This is a genomic window from Vibrio salilacus (genome assembly GCF_002811245.1).
Classification (GTDB): domain Bacteria; phylum Pseudomonadota; class Gammaproteobacteria; order Enterobacterales; family Vibrionaceae; genus Vibrio; species Vibrio salilacus.
This window is the reverse complement of sequence record NZ_NIVQ01000003.1, coordinates 200456-221752: the sequence shown is the minus strand read 5'-3', so window position 1 is coordinate 221752 and position 21297 is coordinate 200456. Positions and strand designations below refer to the sequence as shown.

Annotated in this window: 20 protein-coding genes; 4 read left to right on the top strand and 16 right to left on the bottom strand. The window is 46.5% G+C overall.

Translation table 11 applies throughout. The annotated features are described in order from the left end of the window. Nucleotides 1–19 precede the first annotated feature (19 nt). Both CDZ87_RS03615 and dnaQ read right to left on the bottom strand, forming a co-directional pair. Nucleotides 20–1270: a TIGR03503 family protein gene (locus tag CDZ87_RS03615; RefSeq protein ID WP_100752208.1), complete on the bottom strand. Its 1251-nt coding sequence runs from the start codon at nt 1268–1270 to the stop codon at nt 20–22. 8 nt (nt 1271–1278) lie between these two features. Next, nucleotides 1279–2016: a DNA polymerase III subunit epsilon gene (gene dnaQ / locus CDZ87_RS03610; RefSeq protein ID WP_038173996.1), complete on the bottom strand. Its 738-nt coding sequence runs from the start codon at nt 2014–2016 to the stop codon at nt 1279–1281. 56 nt (nt 2017–2072) lie between these two features. Here dnaQ and rnhA point away from each other — a divergent pair, with 56 nt between their 5' ends. After that, a complete protein-coding gene (rnhA, locus tag CDZ87_RS03605; protein ID WP_038173997.1) occupies nt 2073–2537 on the top strand; it encodes a ribonuclease HI in 465 nt (154 codons plus the stop codon). On the opposite strand, the gene CDZ87_RS03600 is transcribed toward rnhA, so the two are convergent. Next, nucleotides 2534–3277 (bottom strand): class I SAM-dependent methyltransferase, encoded by a 744-nt coding sequence (locus CDZ87_RS03600; RefSeq protein WP_100752207.1) that lies wholly within the window; start codon nt 3275–3277, stop codon nt 2534–2536. The two genes, rnhA and CDZ87_RS03600, sit on opposite strands and share 4 nt — an antisense overlap. Before the next feature lie 38 nt (nt 3278–3315). On the opposite strand from CDZ87_RS03600, the gene gloB reads away from it, so the two are divergent. From gloB to CDZ87_RS03585, 3 genes are all read left to right on the top strand, one after another. Then, nucleotides 3316–4074, top strand: a complete 759-nt coding sequence (gloB, locus tag CDZ87_RS03595; protein ID WP_100752206.1) for a hydroxyacylglutathione hydrolase — start codon at nt 3316–3318, stop codon at nt 4072–4074. A gap of 70 nt (nt 4075–4144) precedes the next feature. Next, the gene (locus CDZ87_RS03590) at nt 4145–5710 is read left to right on the top strand and encodes a lytic transglycosylase (RefSeq protein WP_100752205.1); all 1566 of its coding nucleotides are present in this window, start codon (nt 4145–4147) and stop codon (nt 5708–5710) included. After that, nucleotides 5707–6393 (top strand): YIP1 family protein, encoded by a 687-nt coding sequence (locus CDZ87_RS03585; protein ID WP_100752204.1) that lies wholly within the window; start codon nt 5707–5709, stop codon nt 6391–6393. The genes CDZ87_RS03590 and CDZ87_RS03585 overlap by 4 nt, the downstream gene beginning before the upstream one ends. On the opposite strand, the gene CDZ87_RS03580 is transcribed toward CDZ87_RS03585, so the two are convergent. The 13 genes from CDZ87_RS03580 to bamA form a co-directional block, all read right to left on the bottom strand. Beyond that, nucleotides 6383–7243 (bottom strand): endonuclease/exonuclease/phosphatase family protein, encoded by an 861-nt coding sequence (locus CDZ87_RS03580; protein WP_100752203.1) that lies wholly within the window; start codon nt 7241–7243, stop codon nt 6383–6385. The two genes, CDZ87_RS03585 and CDZ87_RS03580, sit on opposite strands and share 11 nt — an antisense overlap. Nucleotides 7244–7296: 53 nt before the next feature. After that, the gene (gene glnB, locus CDZ87_RS03575; RefSeq protein WP_004415234.1) at nt 7297–7635 is read right to left on the bottom strand and encodes a nitrogen regulatory protein P-II; all 339 of its coding nucleotides are present in this window, start codon (nt 7633–7635) and stop codon (nt 7297–7299) included. A 100-nt stretch (nt 7636–7735) separates the two neighbouring features. Next, nucleotides 7736–8050 (bottom strand): c-type cytochrome, encoded by a 315-nt coding sequence (locus CDZ87_RS03570; protein ID WP_100752202.1) that lies wholly within the window; start codon nt 8048–8050, stop codon nt 7736–7738. Nucleotides 8051–8100: 50 nt separating this feature from the next. Continuing rightward, complete coding sequence (gene tilS / locus CDZ87_RS03565) at nt 8101–9420, bottom strand: tRNA lysidine(34) synthetase TilS (protein ID WP_100752226.1); 1320 nt, start codon at nt 9418–9420, stop codon at nt 8101–8103. Nucleotides 9421–9516: 96 nt separating this feature from the next. Next, nucleotides 9517–10476, bottom strand: coding sequence for an acetyl-CoA carboxylase carboxyl transferase subunit alpha (gene accA / locus CDZ87_RS03560; RefSeq protein WP_100752201.1), 960 nt, complete (start codon nt 10474–10476; stop codon nt 9517–9519). A gap of 38 nt (nt 10477–10514) precedes the next feature. Continuing rightward, complete coding sequence (gene dnaE / locus CDZ87_RS03555) at nt 10515–13994, bottom strand: DNA polymerase III subunit alpha (RefSeq protein ID WP_100752200.1); 3480 nt, start codon at nt 13992–13994, stop codon at nt 10515–10517. 104 nt (nt 13995–14098) lie between these two features. Then, the gene (rnhB, locus tag CDZ87_RS03550) at nt 14099–14716 is read right to left on the bottom strand and encodes a ribonuclease HII (RefSeq protein ID WP_100752199.1); all 618 of its coding nucleotides are present in this window, start codon (nt 14714–14716) and stop codon (nt 14099–14101) included. After that, entirely contained in the window at nt 14709–15863 is a 1155-nt protein-coding gene (gene lpxB, locus CDZ87_RS03545; protein ID WP_100752198.1) for a lipid-A-disaccharide synthase, read from the bottom strand. The genes rnhB and lpxB overlap by 8 nt, the downstream gene beginning before the upstream one ends. 92 nt (nt 15864–15955) lie before the next feature. Continuing rightward, nucleotides 15956–16744, bottom strand: coding sequence for an acyl-ACP--UDP-N-acetylglucosamine O-acyltransferase (gene lpxA, locus CDZ87_RS03540; protein WP_038174010.1), 789 nt, complete (start codon nt 16742–16744; stop codon nt 15956–15958). A gap of 1 nt (nt 16745) precedes the next feature. Next, nucleotides 16746–17198 carry a 3-hydroxyacyl-ACP dehydratase FabZ gene (fabZ, locus tag CDZ87_RS03535; RefSeq protein WP_100752225.1) on the bottom strand — a complete coding sequence of 151 codons (453 nt, stop codon included), beginning with the start codon at nt 17196–17198 and terminating at the stop codon, nt 16746–16748. A 95-nt stretch (nt 17199–17293) separates the two neighbouring features. After that, nucleotides 17294–18325 (bottom strand): UDP-3-O-(3-hydroxymyristoyl)glucosamine N-acyltransferase, encoded by a 1032-nt coding sequence (lpxD, locus tag CDZ87_RS03530; protein ID WP_100752197.1) that lies wholly within the window; start codon nt 18323–18325, stop codon nt 17294–17296. Nucleotides 18326–18331: 6 nt separating this feature from the next. Further along, nucleotides 18332–18841 (bottom strand): OmpH family outer membrane protein, encoded by a 510-nt coding sequence (locus CDZ87_RS03525; RefSeq protein ID WP_100752196.1) that lies wholly within the window; start codon nt 18839–18841, stop codon nt 18332–18334. Nucleotides 18842–18857: 16 nt separating this feature from the next. Beyond that, nucleotides 18858–21269 (bottom strand): outer membrane protein assembly factor BamA, encoded by a 2412-nt coding sequence (bamA, locus tag CDZ87_RS03520; protein ID WP_100752195.1) that lies wholly within the window; start codon nt 21267–21269, stop codon nt 18858–18860. Nucleotides 21270–21297 lie beyond the last annotated feature (28 nt).

Here is a 21297-nt window from a genome sequence, read left to right as displayed (position 1 = left end):
CTTAGCTACATCTTTGTGTCTACTTTTTCGGCATCTCTAGCTGCATCTCTGGAACGACTTGCTTGCTTGCCCGTAGTTTACTGCGCACAAACCAGATAAGAATACCAAGGATAAGAGCAATTAAGTTGCCAACAGCGATGATAATAAAGCTGCGAGTGCGTTTTTCTTCGCGCATTTTGATCAGTTGCATCTCCTCCATCAATTTCTGCTGTTTGAGACGCTCTTGTTCCTGCAGACGGCGAGTGGCAGCGATATCGACCTCTTCAACCACACTATAGGTGTGTTCCGTCAGCGGGAAAATAAGCGGTCTATTTGAGCCCATTTCACTGGCAAACACTTTGCCCGTCCATGAATACAAGCCAATATTATCGCTATATGGAATTTCAAGTTCGAGTTTACTGCTTTCTTGTTGCGCTGAGCCTTGAATAGTAATGGCGTTGTCATCAGGATCGACATGTTCCACATGACCAACAATAGAGCCAGGTTTAATCATTCCCTGCTCACCGGAGAAAACCAATTTATTGGTGACCCCCTCTTCTCTTGACTGAACAAAAGTCGAGATAATTGGCATTGGATAAACCAGCACTTCTTGCTCCTGAGCACGCAAGAATACGCCATTGCCCGAGGTGATACGCACACGATATTTACCCGGCTCACTCGTAATTGGTAGAGCCACGGTAAAAATACCATCGCCAGCGACTTCATCAAGTTCTTGACCATCATCGGCAAACTCACCGATCACTTGTGGAATAGGTCGAGCTTCTTTGACTAAGGTCTCCTCGTTCTCAGTAAACTTAGTAAACGTAACTTTAAGTTTGACTCGGTCGAGGAAGTCCCTCAATACTAAGGGTTTATCATCTGACGTCAGACGCGCTTCAAATTTAAGTGACTCGCCTTGGAACAAACGCTTAGGCAGTACATCACTTGATAATTCGAGATGAGATATTAGCTTGATTTTATTTTTAGGCGTGACCTTACCAATCGCTTGCCAAGGTCCTGGCATTGGATCGTCTATCGAGATGATGTCCATTGAAGACTCTTGATACCAACGGACATTATCAGGGCTGCGCCAAGCGTAGTACTTTTTGCCATCCGGCCTGACCAACACCACCGGCTGTGAGCTTTGCGCTCGATAGATAACAAACGTAATCTGTTTGATCGACGGATCGACTCGAAAGCGATTGTCGAGCAGAGACATTGAGGAACTTTCGGCGCTGTAACAGAGCGCACTCAATAACAGACCAATGATGGTAATCCAGAACCTCAACATCCTTTCTCCTACTGACGCCAGAGGCAGCTTCCGCTCTTCTCGACGATATCTAATCTATTCTTATGGGCTTCTAATTCATCGGCGGATGCACGTAAAACCTTTAGCGCTTTTCGTCCGCTCGCGACACGTTTTATCTCTTCACCACCGCTGTCATTAGCATTGCCTGCGTTAAACTGCAGCGATGTTTGCCCACCGGTCATTAGAAGATAGACATCCGCTAGAATTTCAGCATCGAGCAAAGCGCCGTGCAAAGTACGATGCGAGTTATCAATTCCGTAACGGTCACAAAGCACATCAAGGTTATTTCGCTTACCCGGGAAAATCTTTTTCGCCATGGCAAGGGTATCGGTTACCTTGCAGTAATCCACCGTTTTCCCGATGCTAGGATCGAGCATCGCAAACTCAGAATCCATAAAGCCGACGTCAAAGGACGCATTGTGTGCGACCAGTTCGGCGCCTTTAATAAAATCTAAGAACTCAGCGTGAACCTCTCGATATTCTGGCTTATCGACCAAGAACTCATCGGTAATACCGTGAACTTCCACCGCTTCAGACTGAATTTGACGATCAGGTTTGATATAAACGTGAAAATGACGCCCAGTCAGTTTACGGTTAATGATCTCAACCGCACCGATTTCAATAATTCGGTGACCTTGATAATGAGGCCCGCCATCCAGGTTCATACCTGTGGTTTCAGTATCGAGAACGATGATGCGGTGCTGGTTTGAATTGCTGCTAGTATTCATAACAATATGTGTGTCAGACTATGCCAATAATGTGCTTAACCCAATAGTATCAAATCATGACGAAACAGGTGGAAATTTTCACTGATGGTTCTTGCTTAGGTAATCCAGGCCCTGGCGGTTACGGGATTGTATTACGTTACAAGCAGAAGGAAAAAACCTTAGCCAAGGGTTATACCCTGACGACCAATAACCGTATGGAAATGTTGGCGACCATCGTTGCGCTGAAAACCCTCAAAGAACCGTGTGACGTTATTTTAACTACCGATAGTCAATACGTTCGTCAAGGTATCACTCAGTGGATCCATAACTGGAAAAAACGCGGTTGGAAAACCGCCGACAAAAAACCGGTCAAAAATGCCGATTTATGGAAAGCCCTTGATGCCGAGGCAGAACGTCATAACATCGACTGGCGTTGGGTCAAAGGCCATGCCGGCCATCGCGAAAACGAAATGTGTGATGAGCTTGCACGTACCGCCGCTGAAAATCCAACCGAAGAAGACACCGGCTACATCCCCAACTAATCGCTGTTTTGGTGACGATTTTTTACATTATAATTGACGCCAAGTGGCGTCAATTTTCGTTTCAGCTGCCAATGTGGTTTAAGTAATTTAAGTGGGTAAGTACGCTTTCGTGCAACAATAAAGTACAAACTACCCATCGGTGACGACCACTCTCCGAGACTGTTTTCCAACCACGTCCACATGGTTCGATAGCGTTGCATCGGGAATAAAGCATAGCTGTCACATTCAATCACTTGATAATTGAGTAACCCGAGCCAATCCTTGATCCGGCCAGGCGTATACATCCGCCCACTCCAAGGTAAGTTGTTTTTTCGCCACGGCATCAAACTGGCAAGGCCAGTTAAACTTAACGGATTAAACCCGGTGATGACCAAGTAGCCATCATCCATCATTACCCGGTCGACTTCTCGCAATAGCCGATGCGGATCACGGCAATAATCCAGTTGATGCGCCATCAACACGGCATCAAAACTTTTCTCTAAGAAGGGCAGATCAAAGCTATCAGCAATCACATTGTGCAACGGATTGTGAATATCTAAATTAACTTGATGTTGAATGTTACAATTGAAGCTGGTTAACTCACAACTTAGGCCGCCAAGCTTAAGCAGATGGTAACCAAATAGTTTTGGGCACCACTCGTCGATGCGGGTCTGAATTGAGTCACTCACCCATTGACCATTTTTAAGCTGAGACCATGAATGTGGCTGCTCAAGCTTTTTCTTGCTACGGGCTGGTTTCATATATAACCTGCTCACTCTTGGTAACTGGAGGCACCACCATGTTGAATATCAAAAGCATACCTGCATTTAATGATAATTACATCTGGCTGATTGAAAATAGCGATCAGCGTTGTGCTGTGGTCGACCCAGGTGATGCGGCGCCAGTTTTAGCCTATTTAGAGCAACATCAACTCAGCCTAGAAGCGATTTTGATCACCCACCATCATAACGACCATATCGGCGGTGTGTCTGAGCTAGTGCGCCAATTTCCTCAGGTCAATGTGGTTGGCCCTACCAACGAGCCGATCCCAACGTTAACTCATGCGGTTGACGCAGGAGATCAAATCGAGCTGTTTGATGAAATTTTCCTCGTCCTCGGCCTTGAAGGGCATACATTAGGCCATATTGGTTACGTTGGAGACGGTAAACTGTTTTGTGGCGATGTGCTCTTTTCAGCTGGCTGTGGCCGAGTGTTTGAAGGCACCATGGATCAGATGCATACCTCATTGAGCAAATTAGTGGCGCTTCCTCAAGAAACTCAAGTGTTTTGTGCCCATGAATACACCGCCAGCAACCTCGCTTTCGCACTCGCTGTCGAGCCCGATAATCAGCAACTGCAACAGTATCGCGATCAAGTAAACCGCTTGCGCGCACAAAATCAACCCACACTGCCTACCACCATTGGTCGTGAAAAAAGCATTAATCCATTTTTGCGTACTGACCAACCAAGTATTATGCGTTCAGTAGCAAACCGTACCTCTCAAACCGACTCACTCGCCATTTTTACTGCATTACGTGAGTGGAAGAACGAATTTTAACGATTTGCTGCTTGTCACTGTGGGATTGTGACAAGTATTATCAGCAGCCAAAAAGAAAAAGGGCTGTGAAATGCGAGTAAAACACAGTTGGGTATTAGCGCTTCTGTTGACCGGTTGTCAGCTTACCCAGCCGACCGACACTGGAGAAGCCGTTACTCCAGACACCAACCAACCAACGACCATCAAGCCGTCTGAGTCGAGCACTCAAACGGCCAAACCTGCGGTCAAACCTATGCCAAAGGTGACTCCGCAAACACAGCAAGATGTGTGGCAACGTATCGCCATGCAGATGCGACTGCCTGTTCCCGAGCACAAAAGTGTTGATTACTATCGAACTTGGTATCTAAAGCATCCTAATCATCTTAAAACCGTCTCTAAACGTGCCCAACCTTTCCTCTACCTGATCACAGAAAAAATTGAACAACGTGGTTTGCCGCTTGAATTAGCCTTGTTACCTGTTGTCGAGAGCTCTTTTGACGCTTTTGCATACTCGCATGGCAGCGCGGCCGGATTATGGCAATTTGTGCCTGGCACCGGAAAGATGTACGGTTTAGAACAAAATTTCTGGTATGACGGCCGTCGTGACGTCGCGGCTGCAACCGATGCCGCCCTAGATTACCTGACCTATTTAAATAAGCGCTTTGATGGTGATTGGACACACGCGATTGCCGCCTATAACAGTGGCGGCGGCCGAGTGTCGAGTGCGATTCGAAAAAATACACGATTAGGTAAACCGACTGACTTCTTCTCACTTGACCTACCTAAAGAGACCAGTGGCTATGTACCTAAGCTGCTTGCTTTAGCAGACATTGTCGCTAATCAAGACAAGTATGGTATTGAAATACCAGCGATCGCCAATCATCCTGTGGTTGAGTTGGTTGACCCGAAAGAGCAGCTCGACTTAGCCATCGCAGCAGAGTACGCCGGAATTTCGGTCAAGCAGTTGCAGAGTTTAAACCCTGCCTACAACCAATGGGCCACTGCGCCAGAAGGTGCTCAAAAGCTGCTATTACCAAGCGAGAGCGTGGCGAAATTTAACCAAGCGGCGGCGGCTAATCGTGGTAAAGGGATGAAGGTTGTACGCTACAAAGTTAAATCAGGCGACAGTCTTGGCGTGTTAGCCAATAAATATAACACCACCACTGGCGTTATTCGCACCGCCAATAATCTTAGTGGCAACACTATCCGTGTTGGCCAACACCTGATGATCCCCACCTCAACCAAGGGTGATAATGCCTATGCGCTGAGCGCAAGCAACCGCCTAGCAAAAACCCAAGCAACGGCACGCGGTAAGTACAAACTTACCCATACGGTCCGCTCTGGCGACAGCTTATGGTCGATTGCCAAAGCCAATAAGGTTTCACATCAATCTTTAGCCAAATGGAACGGTATGGGCCCACGCGATACACTGCGCATCGGCCAGAAACTGGTCATTTGGAAAAACAGCTCTGATGGCGCCATTATTCGCACTGTGTTCTATAACGTGCGTAGCGGTGACACCATCAGCGGTATCGCTAATAAATTTAAAGTTAAATCGAGAGACATCGTGAAGTGGAATGATCTGAGTGCCCAGAAGTACCTTAAACCCGGTCAAAAGCTCAAGCTGTATATTGATGTCACTAAGGTAAGTGTATGAACCCGTCAAGTAACCCTTTAATCATGCTAGTGGATATTTTTCGCTCGCCTAGCGCCTGTTTCTTAGCCTTGTATCAACGAGGGGCTTGGGGTTGGCAGCCTTATATCTTTTTGATTCTGTCGCCGTTTCTATTTTGGGGCGCCTACTTTGACATGGTCAACGTTGAGTGGCTCAAACAAGCCTTGAGTGCTCAGTTGGCCGTTACCAATCCACAACAGTTGCAATTACTTGATGCTAACACGCTGATGGCGAGTGAAATCATTAGCGATATTGCAGGCCGAACTCTGACCATTTTAATGTTGGCCTTCTGGTTCAACTTAGCGACGAAGCCAAGCCAACATCAGCACGGTTTTTGGAAATGGTTTGCCGCTGGCGCGGTTATCACCTTTCCAGCAATCATTGGCGATCTGGCGAGCTACGTCAGTGTACTGCTCAAGCATGGACAAGTGATGGTCTACGCGGCTGACTTAAATAGTCTCAACGGCTTACTCAAACTTCCGCTGACCAATCCGTGGTCGCAGTTTGCAAGCTCGTTCCCGCTACTGCTCCCTTGGTATATCGCTCTTGGCTATGCCGCTGTTGGCACTTGGACGGAGTTTGAACGTGGTCAAGCATTGGTTATTTCTGCTCTACCATGGCTCGGTTACTATCTGATTTGGGCGCTGTACATCATCATTGCTTAATCGGATTTTTTAACCGAAAGTGAACCACTATCGGATTATGATCAGAGGCATCGGAAATCGGCGCCTCTGCTGTCTCGAGAGTTAAACCACGAAACAGAACATGATCCAGAGGCAACCCGGTGACAAACTGAGTTCGATGATCTGGGTTATAGCTCACCTCTTGTAACGCTAACCCTGCCAGCACTTGCATCATCACACTTAATCGCTCACGGCTCCAACTGTTAAAGTCCCCCGCGACAATGATCGGCCCTTGGTGCTGCTCAAGTTCTTTGGCTAATTTCTCTATTTGACGTCGATATTCAATCGTGCCGTAAGTAAAGTTAACCGCATGAATATTGACAACAGCGAGCTCTTCACCATTCGATAATGGGTAAGTTGCATACAAGGCAGACTTGGGCAGCCTTAACCAAGGTTCTAATTCAGTATACGCGCAGGCAAGACTTGGTGGCGCATAAGAGAGGTTTAACACCCCCGCAGTGGTTTTGAAGGCTTTGAATGCATCGACTTGGCTACCAAACCACTGATTACGCTCGATCCAGCCAACAAACTCAGGCGTCATACTCGCCTCTTGCAACAGCACTAATTGTTTATCCTGTGATAGCCGTGTGAGGCTTTGTTGCCAATTGGCGTTGCTCTGCTTGTAGATATTCCAGACCAATAAATTAAGCTGGCCCTGGCTGTCTAGCACGCTGGTGTTTTCGTTGTGATAACATTGCAACGAAAGCTGGACACCCTGCGCAGAAATCGAAGAGATGTGGGACTGCTTAGGCAAGGTAAAAATGCCCTGATAAGCAGAAAAGGCGACCAAAGCAATCACCACTGGAACAACGAGTAATCGAGTCTTTTTCATTACAGTCTACAAAAAGTAAAAAAGAGCCTAGCGGCCCTTCTTAATCAACCTGTTTAGATGGCGTCTTCGTCTTCTTCGCCAGTACGGATGCGAACGATGCGTTCAACATCAGTGATAAAAATCTTACCATCGCCAATCTTACCGGTTTGCGCGGTTTCAATAATGGTATCAACACACTGATCAGCCACTTCGTCTGTGACGACTATTTCTAGTTTTACTTTAGGCAGAAAATCGACCATGTACTCTGCACCACGGTATAGTTCTGTATGGCCTTTTTGACGGCCAAACCCTTTAACTTCGGATACCGTCATACCGGTAATTCCAACTTCAGCTAAGGCTTCACGGACATCGTCTAATTTAAACGGCTTAATAATGGCTTCGATTTTTTTCATGTTATTCCCTTAAACTGTCGTCAATGTTGCTATTATCCCATGATCATCGGCTAATAAAAAGCCCGAGCACTGCGGCTCGGGCCTAATTATCTAAGTATACTCATTTTAAGCTAGCGTAGTATGCCGCTAAGTTAGCAATATCGGCATCACTCAACATCGACGCTTGCGCTTGCATTACCACGGCTAAAGCGCCGTTACGCTGCTTTGCTTTATAAGCATTGAGTGAAGAGACGAGGTATTGCTCGTTCTGACCTTTAAGGTGTGGGTAACCGGGAATAACCGCCATACCATCTGCGCCATGACACGCCGCACATACCGCCGCTTTGGCTTTCCCTGCTTCAATATCACCAGCAGCCAGAGCTTGACCACTGAATAAACCTAAACCGATTATCATTCCAATAGCGATGTTCTTCATTGCTCTTCCTTATAATCCCATGATAGTTGGATGTTTTTATCTATATAGTTTTACACAAACCCTGCAGACTTGTCCCAGACTAGTTCACAATCTTGACCTATAAAGTGACGATCAATGAACAAATCACCAACGGCAACCACGTACTCACCGCAGAGGATTATAGGAGTTCTACGTCTCAACCAACTAGGGACATCATACTCTTGAAATAATTTTTTTAACTTGCGGCTATGACCACGATCGCTTGGATGGGCACTCAGTCCTTGTGGGTTAAACACCACGCGCAGTTCGGCCTTATTCAGCGCAGCCAATGACAAATTCCCCGCTTGAGCTTGACGTATATTCAATACCCCTAGGTGATCGGGAAGTTGAATCGGCTGATTGACCCTGATAAATTGCTGCCACTGTTCAAGTGATTGCCATTGACGCACCACGTACAAACGCTGCTGGAAACGACGCACCTGAACTTGTCCAAGCTGCAACTGAGGATTGGCGTCTTGCTGGGCAAGAGCGACTTGTTGCCAAATCAGAGTTAGTTGATCGCGCGAAGGCATTTTTAGCCCGCTTAACGCTAACCACATTCGGAGTAAACGCGTACGCACTTTGTCACTGACATTCATCACTGCGACAACTTTAATGCTGCCATCACGGTACAGCGCCTTACGCAAGGGTTCAGCTAACAACTCATCTAACAACTGCTCTTGTTCAGAGCAAAGTTCGGCCGTTCTTAGTACCGTTTGTTGGATATGCGGCCAGCGCTGAGTTAACTCAGGCGTAATACGATGGCGAATAAAGTTGCGATCAAAGCGTGTATCTTGATTGCTCTCATCGTCTACCCACTCTAATTGCTGGTGCTTAGCATAACGGGCAATATCAGCTCGGGTAACCGACAACAGTGGTCGAACGATCTTACCAGCAGCAAACGTCATCATAGGGGCCATCGCCGCCAAGCCTTTTGGTCCACTGCCTCGCTTAAGAGCTAATAAAAGCGTTTCTAATTGATCATCAGCGTGCTGCCCTGTTAGCAACAGATCATTGTGATTAATGTGTTTGGCTAATGCCGCATAGCGCGCCTCTCGAGCGCTCTCTTCAAGACTTTTCCCTTGACGCTCAATGCTGACAGACTCTAACAAAAAAGGCACACCGAGTAACTTACACCACTGTTGGCAACGCTCAGCCCACGCTTTCGCATTGACGCTTAAACCATGATCGACATGGACTGCCAAACAGTCGATCGACTGACTGCGTGCGTAGCTTGCCATCAATTCTAGCAATACGCGTGAGTCCATTCCGCCACTGAGTCCAAGGACCAAACGGCCATGGGCTTGAAGATGAGGTTCAATCGCGGCATTAAATGTGGTTTGTAGTGTCATAGTGGCTTTGGTTGTATAACGGAATAGCATTAGTTTATCACTGGCAACAAAAAAGGCTGAACCTAAGTTCAGCCTTTAAAGACAAAAATCGTGTTATCAGCAATAACCGTAGTTCATCAAACGCTGGTAACGACGTTCAAGCAATACTTCAGTATCAAATTGCTCAAGCTCTTCTAACTGACGAACCAAGGTTGCTTTCATATTTTTCGCCATCTGCTGATGGTTGCGGTGCGCACCGCCTAGTGGCTCTTCGATAATTTCATCGATAAGCTCAAGCTCTTTAAGACGAGGAGCAATCAGGCCCATCGCTTCAGCGGCTTGCGGCGCTTTATCAGAGTCACGCCACAAGATTGACGCACACCCTTCTGGTGAAATAACGGAGTAAGTCGAGTATTGCAGCATGTTGACATAATCACCAACGCCGATTGCCAGAGCGCCACCCGAACCGCCTTCACCAACAACGTTACAAATCACAGGCACAGTCAGACCGGCCATGGCTTTAAGATTGGTTGCAATTGCTTCTGACTGTCCACGCTCTTCTGCGCCAACACCTGGGTAAGCACCCGCTGTATCGATGAAAGTAATGATAGGCATGTTGAAACGCTCAGCCATTTGCATCAGACGCAGCGCCTTACGATAGCCTTCAGGCTTTGGCATACCAAAGTTACGTTTGACTTTCTCTTTGGTTTCACGACCTTTTTGATGACCAATAACCATCACTGGTCGGCCATCTAAACGCGCCATACCGCCAACGATCGCTTTATCATCCGCATAATGGCGGTCACCCGCTAACTCGTCGAATTCAGTAAAAGCATGCTCTAGATAGTCCAACGTGTAAGGACGCAGTGGATGACGAGCAAGCTGGGCCGTTTCCCAAGCACCAAGATCGCTGAAGGTTTTCTTCTTAAGCTCTAGGCTTTTCTTCTCTAACTGTTCAATCTCTTTGTCAAGATCAACACCAGAGTCACCACCATGACGCGACACGTCACGAAGTGCTTCAATTTTTGCTTCAAGCTCTGCGATTGGTTTTTCAAATTCTAAAAAATTCAGGCTCATCTATAGATCCTTTCTTATTTGGCAGCCACGCGCCAAACTTAGTTAAATTCGAGTTCTACCTGGCCTTTCCCAAGTAGTTGTTTTAAATCATCTAATAATGCGTCGCTTGGCGTTACTCGCCATTCTGTACCTAACGTTAAACGCGCCCGTGCATCTGAGCGTTGATAGTATACATGGACAGGGACGCTCCCCGCCCGATGAGGCTCTAGGATTTGACTAAAGCGCTCAAAAAATCGGTCATTGATTTGAGATTGTTCTATGGATATCGACAGGCCGCGAGCGTATTTTTCACGAGCGGTGCCGAGATCCATAACCTCACGCGCCGACATTTTAAGACCACCATTGAAATCATCAAAGCTGACCTGTCCGGAAATAACCAAAATTTTATCGTTTTCTAACAATTCTGCGTACCGATCCAGCGCATCGGAGAATAACATCACCTCCATCCGGCCACTTCGGTCATCGATCGTCATCAAACCAATACGTGTTCCACGCTTAGTGGTCATGACTCGCGCCGCAATCACCAAGCCTGCTATCGTGACACTTTGATCGCGACGAGTCGGCGTGGCATCTTTTAGTCGACAACTGGTGTACTTACTCAGTTCCTGCAAATAGGCATTTATTGGATGTCCAGTTAAATAAAGGCCGAGCGTATCACGTTCTCCCTCTAACCAGACTTTTTCTGGCCAAGGCTCCACTTTAGTGTATTTATGCTCAACTTCTTCAGGTGCTTCAGTCAATACACCAAATAGGTCGGTCTGGCCGAACGCTTCTGCTTGGTGATGTTGACTGGCCGCCTTTACCGCATCATTTAGCGAGGCCATCATTGCCGCTCGGTGTGGCCCCAACCTATCAAGAGCGCCGGCATAGATCAATTTTTCTATCACGCGCTTGTTAACCTTTTTCAAGTCAAGACGAGCACAGAAATCGAACAGATCTTTAAAATAACCACCTTTATTACGCGCTTCTAAAATCGCGTCAATCGGGCCTTCTCCGACCCCTTTAATCGCACCGATACCGTAGACGATTGCCCCTTCTTCGTTGACATTGAAGCGGTACAGGCCGGCGTTAATGTCTGGTGGCAACACTTTGAGCTTCATGCGTAAGCACTCGTCGACTAAGCCAACCACCTTCTCTGTGTTGTCCATATCAGCGGTCATTACCGCCGCCATAAACTCCGCAGGATAATGGGTTTTAAGCCACAAGGTTTGATAAGAAACCAACGCATAAGCGGCCGAGTGCGATTTGTTAAATCCGTAACCGGCAAACTTCTCTACCAAGTCGAAGATCTTCATCGCCAATTCGCCATCAACGCCGTTTGCTATCGCACCTTGTTCAAAGGTCGCCCGCTGTTTGGCCATCTCTTCTGGCTTTTTCTTACCCATGGCACGACGTAGCATATCTGCGCCACCTAAGGTATAGCCAGAGAGCACCTGAGCAATCTGCATGACCTGCTCTTGATAGAGGATAATGCCGTAAGTTGGTTCAAGAATCTCTTTTAGTGAGTCGTGTTGCCACTGTTCATCTGGGTAAGACACCGCTTCTCGACCATGCTTACGGTCGATAAAGTTATCAACCATGCCAGATTGCAATGGACCAGGCCGGAACAGCGCCACCAATGCGATGATGTCTTCAAAGCAGTCAGGTTGAAGACGCTTAATCAGCTCTTTCATACCGCGAGATTCGAGCTGGAAAACCGCGGTCGTTTCTGAATTTTGTAGTAAACGGAAAGACGCTTCATCGACCAAAGGGATCGACTCTATCCGAATTGGCTCTTTGCCCTCTTTCTCTAGGCGCGGGTTGATCAAGCCTAACGCCCAGTCGATGATCGTCAGAGTTCGAAGGCCTAAGAAGTCGAACTTGACCAGACCTGCGGTTTCGACATCATTTTTGTCAAACTGCGTGACCGGAAAATGCCCTTCTGCGTCGGCATAAATTGGCGCAAAATCGGTGATCGTCGTCGGAGAGATAACCACACCACCCGCGTGCTTACCCGCATTTCGGGTACAGCCTTCAAGAATGCGACACATGTCGATCAGCGCTTTGACATCTTCGTCGTTTTTATACAACTCAGGCAGCGCTGGCTCGACGTTGAACGCTTTCTCCAGCGTCATGCCAGGATCCGGCGGCACTAATTTAGAAATGCGGTCGACAAAACCAAAACCGTGCCCCAGCACACGACCGACATCTCGAATGACCGCTTTAGCCGCCATGGTGCCGAAAGTAATGATCTGAGATACGGCGTCACGACCGTACATTTCCGCCACGTGGTCAATAACTTTATCGCGCTTATCCATACAGAAATCGACGTCAAAGTCAGGCATCGAAACTCGCTCTGGGTTCAAGAAACGTTCGAAAAGCAGATCGTATTCAAGTGGGTCAAGATCGGTGATCTTTAACGCATAGGCCACCAGTGAACCAGCACCAGAACCACGCCCTGGACCAACAGGAATATCGTTATCTTTCGACCACTGGATAAACTCCATAACGATCAAGAAATAACCAGGAAAACCCATGTTATTGATCACTTCGAGTTCAATGTCTAGACGTTCGTCATACTCGGGGCGACGCTCAGCACGCACTTGTGGATCAGGGAACAGAAACTCTAAACGCTCTTCCAGACCCTGTTTGGATTTCATGACTAGGTATTCGGTCTCTTGCATGCCTTCTGTTGGGAAAGCTGGCAAGAAGTACTCATCTAAGCGAACTGTTACGTTACAGCGCTTAGCAATTTCGACACTATTTTCTAATGCTTCAGGGATGTCGGCAAACAGCTCACACATCTCTTCTTCCGTACGCAGATATTGCTGAGGACTGTAATTTTTTGGTCGGCGAGGATCGACTAAGGTGTAACCATCATGAATCGCAACACGAATCTCATGGGCATCAAACAGTGTTTCATCCAAAATCACCACGTCATTGGTGGCAACCACAGGCAGTTCAGCTTGCTCGGCAAGCTCTAAAGCGAAATGAAGATAGTTTTCCTCATCGGCGCGGCCGGTACGAGTCAACTCAAGATAAAAGCGATCGGCAAAATGGGTTTTATAGAAGGCGACGTTATCATCAACAATCTTCTGATTGCCTTTGAGCAGAGCGCGACCTATCTCACCACCTTTGCCACCAGAAAGAATAATGACTCCCTCTGATAGTTCCACCAGCCATTCTTTATCAATCACAGGCTTGTGTTGAACATGACCTCGCAAATAAGCTTTGGAAATCAATAGGGTGAGATTTTTGTAACCGATATTGTCTGCCGCAAGTACAGTTAACTTGGTCAGCTCATCGCCAAATTCAGGCGACTGCATCATGAAATCGGCGCCAATGATCGGTTTAACACCACAACCATGCGCCGTGCCATAGAATTTGACCAAACCACACAAGTTAGTAAAGTCGGTCAAGGCGACCGCCGGCATACCCAACTCGGCCACTTTCTTAACCAGTGGTGGCACTTTGGATAAGCCGTCAACCATGGAATAGTCACTATGTACTCGAAGGTGGATAAACTTAGGATCTGACATTATGGTTTCGCAAATAGGGCTTAATCGGAAAGATAGTCTGGGTATTTTACGTGATATAAGATCGGAGATATACCCTAATTCGGTAGGCTATTTCTCCGCTGAGCTTATTCAAGACCAAGAGCGCGCTTAACTGGCTTAAAACTCTTGCGGTGCTGAGCAATCACACCATGTTGCTCAATCGCTTCAAAGTGCGCTTTCGTCGGGTAACCTTTATGCTTGGCAAAACCAAATTGCGGATAAAGGGCATCGAGCGCTTCCATCTCTTGATCGCGCACCACTTTCGCGATTATCGAGGCCGCGCTGATTTGTGCAACCCGTAAATCGCCTTTCACCACCGCTAGCGAGTCCATCGGCAATGGAGGACAACGATTACCATCAATCAACGCCAAATCAGGCTGAATCTTGAGCCCTGCAATCGCTCGTTGCATCGCAACCATAGTCGCCTGAAGAATATTAAGCTGATCAATCTCTTCCGGCGAGCAGCGACCAACTGACCAAGCCAGCGCCTTGTGCTTAATTTCAGGAAACAGCGCCAAACGCTTTTTCTCCGATAGCTTTTTCGAATCATTCAAGCCGACAATCGGGTTATTCGGATCAAGAATAACTGCCGCCGTTACCACATCCCCAACCAGTGGACCGCGGCCGACTTCATCGACTCCGGCGATATATAGGTATCCTTGCGGGTACTCAAAAGCTGGCAGCTCTTTGGTTTGTTTAATCATTGTTACACTCTTTACCGATCAGTTTAAGTACTGCTCCAGCAGCTTGGGCGTCAGCATTTTTACGTATCATCTGATGCATTTGAGTAAAACGCTCAATTAAAGCATCATTATTGCTGCTTAACATAGTCTCTACTGCTGGGACTAAGTATTCAGGGGCACACTGTTCGAGAATCAATTCTTTCACCAGCTCTTCACCAGCGAGAATATTAGGCAATGACACATATTCGGTAATCGCCAGCTTCTTCACTAACCAGCCAGTGAGTCGATTCACTTTGTAACCGACGACCATTGGGCGTTTAAGTAACATACATTCCAACGCGACCGTCCCAGAGGCAAGAAGTACCGCATCAGAGGCTGTAATGACGTTACGCGCAGTATCTTGAACAATAACAAAATCGAGTTCTGGGGCCACCGCTTGCCAAATTTGTTCAAACTGTTGACGGCGTTTATCATTGACGGCCGCAACAACAAAACCAATCTCAGGATACTTAATCTTAATTTGACGACAAGTTTGAATAAAAGGTTCAGCGATTAACCCCATTTCACCGCCACGACTGCCCGGCAGTACAGCTAACCACTGTCGGTTTGGATCGAGTTCGAGCAGCTCTCTCGCTTGTTGCTGATCTGGATGGAGAGGAATAGCATCCGCTAAACTGTGACCAATAAATTCACAAGCGACATTATACTTATCGTAAAATGCTTTTTCGAATGGCAAAAAGGCCAACACGAGATCGGTCGCTGCATCGATTTTAAAGATACGTTTAGGTCGCCAAGCCCAAACCGAAGGACTCACGTAGTGGACGGTTTTAATGCCCGCTTGCTTCAGACTCAGCTCAAGTCGTAAGTTAAAATCGGGGGCATCAATACCGACAAATACATCAGGCGGATTATCAGTAAAATACTTGACCAACTGCGCTTTAACTTTAAGCAATCGCGGTAAACGGCCTAGCACTTCAACCAGCCCCATTACGGCCAGCTCTTCCATATCAAAAAGAGACTCGCAGCCTTGAGCGATCATTTTAGGTCCGCCAATGCCGACAAACTCAGCATTAGGATATTGCGCCTTCAGCGCTTTAATAAATCCTTCGCCTAAGGTATCGCCCGATAATTCACCCGCAACGATACCAATTCGTAATGGTTTATCCATTGTCCAATCACCTATTCATGGATTGCTATAAAACGCAAAAAAGACCGCAACCTTGTCAGGCGCGATCTTCTGTTATTGCTTTGCTATCAGCGTTAGCGAATAACGCCACGCTCAGAAGTTTCCACAAAATCAATAAAGTGCTTAATTGACGGCCACTCTTGCGCCATTTCTACCAGCACTTGCTTGGCTTCAGCTTGAGTCTTACCTGCACGGTAGAACTCCTTGTACGCATTGCGTAGCGCTCGAAGCTCAGCTTTCTCGAAGCCATTGCGTTGCAAGCCAACTAGGTTGAGACCAAATGGTGTAGCATGGTTACCCTGGGCTAACACATAAGGAGGCACGTCTTTCACCACGGCAGAACAGCCACCAATGTAGCTGTAGGCACCCACTTTACAAAACGGATGAATAGCAGAGAGCGCCATAACCCCGGCATGATCTTCTACCGTCACATGACCGCCTAGAATAGCGTTGTTACCAACGTGAGTGTGGTTACCAACGATCACGTCATGAGCAATATGCGCATTAACACACAGTAGATTGTCATTACCGATGACTGTGGTTGCTTTATCTTGAGTCGTACCGCGGTGAATCTGAACCGCTTCACGAATCACGTTGCGATCGCCAATCACTACCGTTGTCTCTTCCCCGCCATATTTCTTGTCTTGGTTCTCTTCACCAATCACAGCATGCGGGAAAATACGGTTGTCTTTACCAATCGTGGTGTGACCTTTTATCACAACATGCGACATAATTTCTGTCCCTTCACCAATCTCAATGTTTCCTGAGATATAAGTAAAAGGTCCAACCGTCACATTAGCCGCAAGGGTTACGTTACCTTCAATCACCGCTGAAGGATGAATTTGAGCCGTTTCATCAATCATATTAAAACTCTCGACGAGCACACTTAAGCTCGGCTGAACACACAACATCGCCATCGACTTTTGCTACGCCATTAAACGCAGCAATACCACGACGCTCTTTAATAAATTCGACTTCGATAATCAATTGGTCACCAGGAACGACAGGCTTACGAAACTTGGCTTTATCGACACTCGCAAAGTAGTAAAGTTCGTTGCCAGACGGCGCACCAAACGATCTAAATGCCAATAAGCCGGTTGCTTGAGCCATGGCTTCAAGGATCAACACACCAGGAAATACAGGCAGTTGAGGGAAATGACCGGTGAACTGAGGTTCATTCACTGAAACATTCTTAATCGCCGTTAGGTATTTCTCTTCTTGAAAGTCGATAACACGATCAATAAGCAAAAACGGGTAGCGATGAGGCAACAATTCCTGAATTTCAGTGATGTTCATCGTTTTATTTTCAGTAGTCAAAGTCATATTCCTATGTTGATGCAATTTTTATCTGTCAGGCATTATAGATGAAAAAGACTCGCGATACGCGAGCCTTTTGAGTCGACGATAAGGCATTAAGCGTCGGATGAATTCTCAAGCTGTTTTTCAACTGCTTTCAAACGCTTATTCATCTCATCAATTCGATGCACACGAGCGGCAGTTTTACGCCACTCTTTATTTGGCTGAAGTGGGATGCCCGAAGAGTACATGCCTTTCTCTTCAATACCACGCATGACCATACCCATTCCGGTGATCGTCACGCCATCAGTAATCTCGATGTGGCCATTGATGACCGTGCCACCGCCAATGATACAGTACTTACCAATTTTAGTACTGCCAGCAATAATCGTACCACCAGCGATGGCGGTACCATATCCGATGTGTACGTTGTGCGCGATTTGCAATTGATTATCGAGAATAACATTATCTTCAATAATCGTATCGTCTAAGGCGCCGCGGTCAACAGTGGTACAAGAACCGATTTCAACCCGATCACCAATTCGAACCGAACCGAGCTGTGGAATTTTAATCCACTCCCCTTTTTCATTGGCATAACCAAAGCCGTCGGAGCCAATGACTGAGTTTGCTTGCAGTAAGCAATCGCAGCCAAGCTCGACATCGTGATAGATACTGACATTTGACCACAGTTTTGTATTGGCACCAATTTTGGCATTTTTGCCAATAAAGCAGCCAGCACCAATCACGGCATTGTCACCCAGTTCGACCCCAGATTCTATAACAGCGTTTGCACCAATCGAGACATTACTGCCCAATTTCACATCCGCCGCAACAACGGCTGAAGGCGCTATTTCACTGGCAGGTAACGGTGTGGTGTCAAGCGCTTGAGCGACCCTAGCAAATGCGACGTAAGGGTCTTCAACCACTAAGACGTTACCCTTCGCATGATCACGTTGAGCTTCTTTAACCATAACAAGTGTCGCCTGGCACTCAGCTAAATGTTTCGCATATTTGGGATTAGACAAGAAGGTAACATGCCCTTGTTGTGCTTTATCCATTGGCGCTACCATGGTGACCGTTGTATTGCCGTCACCATAAAGCGTTCCCCCGGTAATTGTTGCCAAATCGGCTAAAGAGAGAGTAACCATAATGTACTATTTTAGTTGTTTAATAACTTGTTCAGAGATATTGAATTCAGGTTTACCGTACTGCATTGTTTGAATATCAACAATGATGTCATAGCCTTCTTTTTCAGCCACTTTTTGCACTGTATCTTGAATCACTTTAAATAGTTTTTGCTTCTCTTCCGCTTCACGACGGGCCGAGGCTTTTTCTAACGCTTGAGCTTTGATCTTGTACTTGCTATCAAGTTGACCAATTTCGATTCGTAATTTTTCAACCTCGTCTTGACCTAGCAGCTCGCCGTCACGTTGAAGTTTCTCAATTTTAGTCTTAGCTTCAGCTTGAATCGCTTTTAGCTCATCCGCTTTGTCTTTGAATTGCTCTTGCATTTGCTGCACAACCACTTCACGCTGAGGAAGCGCTTGAAACACTTGTGCAGTATTCACATAGCCTATTTTTTGCGCCGCTTCTGCTGCATTTGCAAAAAGTGAAGACGTCATGACTACTAGGCCTAAACCAGCCGCTTTGATTGTTTTATTCACTGTTACTTCCTCTAAATTAGAAGGTTCTTCCGATGGTGAAAGTGAAAAATTCTTCATCATCACCTTCGTAAATTTCGATTGGTTTCGCTACTGAGAATACCAATGGTCCCATTGGTGACATCCATTGCAGTGCAGCACCGTAAGATGCACGAAAGTTCATTGGATCCGAATAATCGTAGTAATACGGATCGTTCTGATGTCCAGGGTCAAAGGCAAATTCTGTATCCCACACGCTAGCTGCATCAACAAAGACACTGGTACGGATCTGGCTTCGAGCTTCCTCCGATGCAAACGGCGTTGGCACGATAACCTCAAGACTTGCTAGCGCGACAGCGTTACCACCTACAGAGTCATCGGTGGCAGAGACACAACTGGCGCTATTGCAAGTATCAGGATTACCATTCGTGCTGTACACCGCTTTCGGGCCCGCTGTATTTGAACCAAAACCACGCAACGTAGTAAAGCCACCTGCATAATAGTTTTCGTAGAATGGGAACAAGTTATCGTTACCATCCGTTTGACCATAGCCATTACCGTATCCCAAACGACCACGCATCAATAGGGTAAACTCGTGTTTCTTCGTTAGCGGGATGTACTGACGGACATCGTACTGCAATTTGAAGTACTGGGCATCAGAACTTGGCATCGTTGCTTTAGCAAAGGCGCGCTGATAGTTACCTGCAGTTGGGAAATAGCCTCGGTTAAGATTGCTGCGAATCCATGAAACATTCACATCAAAATCATTGGTTAGAATATCCCCGTCTTCTTGACCGATGCTTTGCGCAAAGCGCTGCGCTTGATCGTAAGTCGGAACATTACCAATTTTGTTGTGAGTATAACCCACGCCGAATTCAAAACGGTTAAGCTCATCAAACGGGAAGCCCCAGGTTAAACTCGCACCATAACTTTCGTTGGTATAGTCAACAATACCGGCTTCCGATGCTTCAAACTCATTGTAGAAAATTTTACCTCCCATACTGACACCATCTAGGTTCCAGTATGGGTCACGGTAATCTAGGCTGATATTCTTCTGATAGTCATTCATCATCGCATTGATACCGACGCGATTACCACTACCCACAAAGTTATCTTGCTGCAAGCCAACTTGGAAGCTAATACCAGATTCAGTCCCGTAACCAACACCGAAGTTGACACTACCAGAGTTGGCTTCTTTAACGTTGTAAACTAAGTCAACTTGATCTTCACTGCCGGGGACACGTACTGTCTGTACATCCACCGTTTCAAAGAAACCTAAACGGTTAAGACGATCTTTACCGGTTTGAATCGATTTTGAATTCAGCCAACTGGCTTCCATTTGACGCATTTCACGGCGTAAAACTTCATCTTTAGTTGCATTATTTCCAATAAAACGAATATCACGCACATAAATTCGATTACCCGCTTCGACATTGACAATTAAAGAAACAGATTGGTTTTCATCATCAAATTCAGGGATCGTACGTACTTGAGGGTACGCATAGCCTGCTTCGCCCAACAAGCGCTTAACTCGCTCTTCTAAACTGGTTACCGCCGATCCGTTATAAGTGTCACCGTACTCAAACGGAACAAGCGCTTCAAATTCGTCTTCTTTACCTAACAGCTCACCGCGGAATTTGACCTCCTTCACTGTGTATGGCATCCCTTCGTCTAATCCCAGAGTGATGTACACTCCTTTTTTATCCGGAGAGATCGCAACGTGAGTAGAGTCGATACGGAATTTGAGATAGCCGCGATCCAAGTAGTAAGACTTGAGCGCTTCAATATCACCCGCCAATACTTGTTTTTGATATTTATCATCAGCTAAGAAGTTCCACCACGCGACATCAACGTTCAAGTTAAAACGGCCGAGTAGTTCTTTGTCGGAAAACTGTTGATTACCTATAAAGTTAATCTGTTTAATCTTGGCCGATACACCTTCAGTGAACACGAATTTCAGATCAGAACGGTTACGCGGCAATGGCGTCACCACCGCTTTCACCCCAGCGTTGTATTTACCAACGCTATAGTAAAAATCTTCCAGACCTTTTTCAATGGTGGACAAGGTCGTACGATCTAACGCTTCACCGACGCGAACACCGGATGCATCTAGGTTCTGCTGCAGTTGCTCTTCTTTAATAGCTTTGTTACCAGAGAAAGAGATACTGGCGATAGTTGGACGCTCTTTGACCTGAACGACAAGCACGTCGTTGTCACGTAGGACCTTAATATCTTCAAAGTTGCCCGTTGCGTAAAGCGCACGGATCATCTCTGAAACATCTTGGCCATCGACAGAGTCACCAATTCGTACTGGCATTTTCAGCAACGCCGCACCCAATGCAACACGCTGTAAACCTTCAATTTGGATATCTTGAACTACAAAGTTCTCGGCACCGTTTGCGCTGACACTTGTTGCTAACAAGGATGCAAACAGAATATTTTTCATCGCCATATTTGTTTTAGTTATTCCTTACTTCAAC